The organism is Methylobacterium sp. WL6 (genome assembly GCF_008040095.1).
Taxonomy (GTDB): Bacteria; Pseudomonadota; Alphaproteobacteria; order Rhizobiales; family Beijerinckiaceae; genus Methylobacterium.
The window spans coordinates 1-2,378 of record NZ_VRVH01000471.1; the positions used below are offsets into that span (position 1 = coordinate 1).

Annotated in this window: 3 protein-coding genes and 1 pseudogene; 2 read left to right on the forward strand and 2 right to left on the reverse strand. The window is 71.6% G+C overall.

Features of this window, described 5'->3' with window-relative positions; translation table 11 throughout:
- Positions 1–426 (reverse strand): annotated as a pseudogene (locus tag FV230_RS27315) (molecular chaperone DnaJ); the annotation flags it as partial.
- A 130-nt stretch (positions 427–556) separates the two neighbouring features.
- Here FV230_RS27315 and FV230_RS27320 point away from each other — a divergent pair.
- Complete coding sequence (locus FV230_RS27320; protein ID WP_147729557.1) at positions 557–841, forward strand: BolA family protein; 285 nt, start codon at positions 557–559, stop codon at positions 839–841.
- Between the two features lie 18 nt (positions 842–859).
- Positions 860–1,279 (forward strand): alternative ribosome rescue aminoacyl-tRNA hydrolase ArfB, encoded by a 420-nt coding sequence (gene arfB, locus FV230_RS27325; protein WP_147729556.1) that lies wholly within the window; start codon positions 860–862, stop codon positions 1,277–1,279.
- Between the two features lie 46 nt (positions 1,280–1,325).
- Here the strand turns inward: arfB and FV230_RS27330 are convergent, their stop codons facing one another.
- Complete coding sequence (locus FV230_RS27330; protein ID WP_147729555.1) at positions 1,326–2,093, reverse strand: YoaK family protein; 768 nt, start codon at positions 2,091–2,093, stop codon at positions 1,326–1,328.
- Positions 2,094–2,378 lie beyond the last annotated feature (285 nt).

Genomic DNA, 2,378 nt, shown 5'->3' on the forward strand with positions numbered 1-2,378 from the left:
GCCTATGTCGACCCCCTCGGCGCGCAGCACGCCGAGCGGGTCGACATAGGCCCAGTCGCGCGGCGGCGCGTCGGCCGCCTTGGCGCTCGCCGGGCGGTTGACGCCCATCGCCCAGGTCGGGCGGTGGCCGATGATCGCGTCCTTCTGGAAGGCCTGGACGGCGTCGTCGTTCATGCCGTCGAAGTAGTTGTACGTGGCGTTGTAGGCCTTCACGTGGTCGATGCAGAAGTTCCAGTACTGCCCTTCGGCACGGCGGCCCTTGGGCGCGCGGAACAGGCCCGCATGGGTGCAGCCCTCCGCCTCGCAGGTGCCGGCGGGCTTGCCGCTCGCGGTCTTCCCGCCGGCGGTCTTGCCGGCCGCGGTCTTCGGCTCGTCGCAGGTGCGCCGGATGCGGATGCTGTCGAACAGGGGCGAGTTGAGATCCATGACGGGGCGATTATGAGGGGGCGGACCCGAGACACAAGGGCGCCGGGCCTGATGACGCATGCGGGCGAACGGGCTTGACGGCCCGGCCGCTTGGTGACGCGGCTGTTCGGATGAGACGAGGGACGGGCGGATGACCGAGACAGCGACGCTGCGGGACTGGATCGAGGGTAAGCTGGCGGCGGAACTCGCGCCCGCGCGCCTCTCGGTTGTGGACGAATCCCACCTGCATGCCGGCCATTCCGGCGCGCGGCCGGGGGGCGAGACGCACTTTCGCATCGATGTGGTCTCGGCCGCCTTCGAGGGGAAGAGCCGCGTCGACCGTCACCGCGTCGTCAACGCGCTGATGGCCGAAGCGTTCGCGCGCGGCCTCCATGCGCTGGCCGTGAAGGCGCGCACCCCGGCGGAAGCCGGCTGAGCCGGAGGGGAGGGGGCCGTGGCCCTGGTCTGCACGCCCCAGATCGCCATCGACGAGGCGGAGCTGCACGAGACCTTCGTGCGGGCGTCGGGTCCCGGCGGCCAGAACGTCAACAAGCTCTCGACCGCGGTGCAGCTGCGCTTCGACGTGCGCCGCTCCGCTGCGCTCCCGGACGCGGTCGCGGTGCGGCTGATGCGGCTCGCCGGGCGCCGGCTCACCGCCGACGGCGTCCTGGTGATCAGCGCCCAGCAGTTCCGCACGCAGGAGCGCAACCGCGCCGACGCCCGCGAGCGGCTCGCCAAGCTCGTCGCCGAAGCCGCAGTGCCCCCGGTGCCGCGCCGGGCCACGCGCCCGACCCTCGCCTCGAAGAAGCGCCGGCTCGAGGCCAAGACCCAGCGCGGCGCGACCAAGCGCCTGCGCGGGGCGCCGGTGGATTGAGCGTTTCTTTCCTCCCCCCGCAGAGGGGGAGGGGAAGAGTGGGCGATCAGTGGATCGCGTCGATCGCCTTCGCGTCGGGGCTGGCGTCGGGGGCCGGCGAGGAGCCGGCGACCAGCGTGCTGCCGGGCTTGGCGATCGTCAGGATCACCGCGACCACGGCGAGCAGGGCGGCGAGCGCTGCCGGGAACAGGAAGGCGGTCTCGCCGTAGCGGATCTGCAGCAGGCCGCCGACGACCGCGCCGGAGGAGAGCCCGGCCCAGAGCGGCGCCTGGATCCAGAACGAGGACGCGACCGTCCCGAGGATCAGGTTGGCCATGCCGGTGCCGAAGCGGACCACCGCGCCGGTGACGTAGGTGAGCGCGATGCTGCGGCCGCCCTCGTCCTGGAGGATCGCGTTCTGCAGGCCGAGCGCCAGCACGATCGGGTAGGCGTGCAGCGGGAAGGCGAAGGTGCCCCAGGGCATCAGCAGGCCGAGCGCCAGCAGCGCGGCCTCAATCGTCAGCAGCACCGAGAGTCGCCAGCGGCCGACCCAGGCGGCGATCAGCGTCCCGAGGAAGGCGCCGAAGCAGAACACCAGGATCACCGTGACGACGCGGGCGGTGTTCTCCCAGTCGGCGTTGGCGACGGCGACGCCGAAGCGGGTGGTGTTGCCGGACATGAACGACATGAACAGCTGCGAGAACTCGAGGAAGCCGATCGAGTCCGTCGCGCCGGCCAGGAACGCGAGCACGATCGCGAGCGGGATGCGGGTCGCCGCGCTCGCCGGGAAGGCCTTGTCCGGCGGATCGCCGGGAGCGGTCTTCTCGTTCACCATGGAATGCCTCGCAAGCGTCGTGGGTCGCGCCCGCGCCCCGCGGGAAGGCGCAGATCGTTGAACGGGTCTTGGCGGAATCGCCGGCTATAAAGGGTCGAGCACGGCCAAGGTTCAACCTGCTCATCACGGCGGCGTGTTTTTCCTCACGTTGCTGTGCGGCGCAGGGATTAAACTGCGTCACGTCTCGGGTTTGACTGCGATCACCGTTCGGCCGGGAACGTCGTGGCCGCGCTCGCGCCGGACCGCCGCCGGGCGGAGCGCGAGGTCGGCGAGGCCGGCCTGGGC

What these genes read in the sequence shown, in the direction of transcription:
- FV230_RS27320 (WP_147729557.1), top strand. Translation starts at nt 557, where the DNA reads ATGACCGAGACAGCGACGCTGCGGGACTGGATCGAGGGTAAGCTGGCG.
- FV230_RS27330 (WP_147729555.1), bottom strand. Translation starts at nt 2,093, where the DNA reads ATGGTGAACGAGAAGACCGCTCCCGGCGATCCGCCGGACAAGGCCTTC.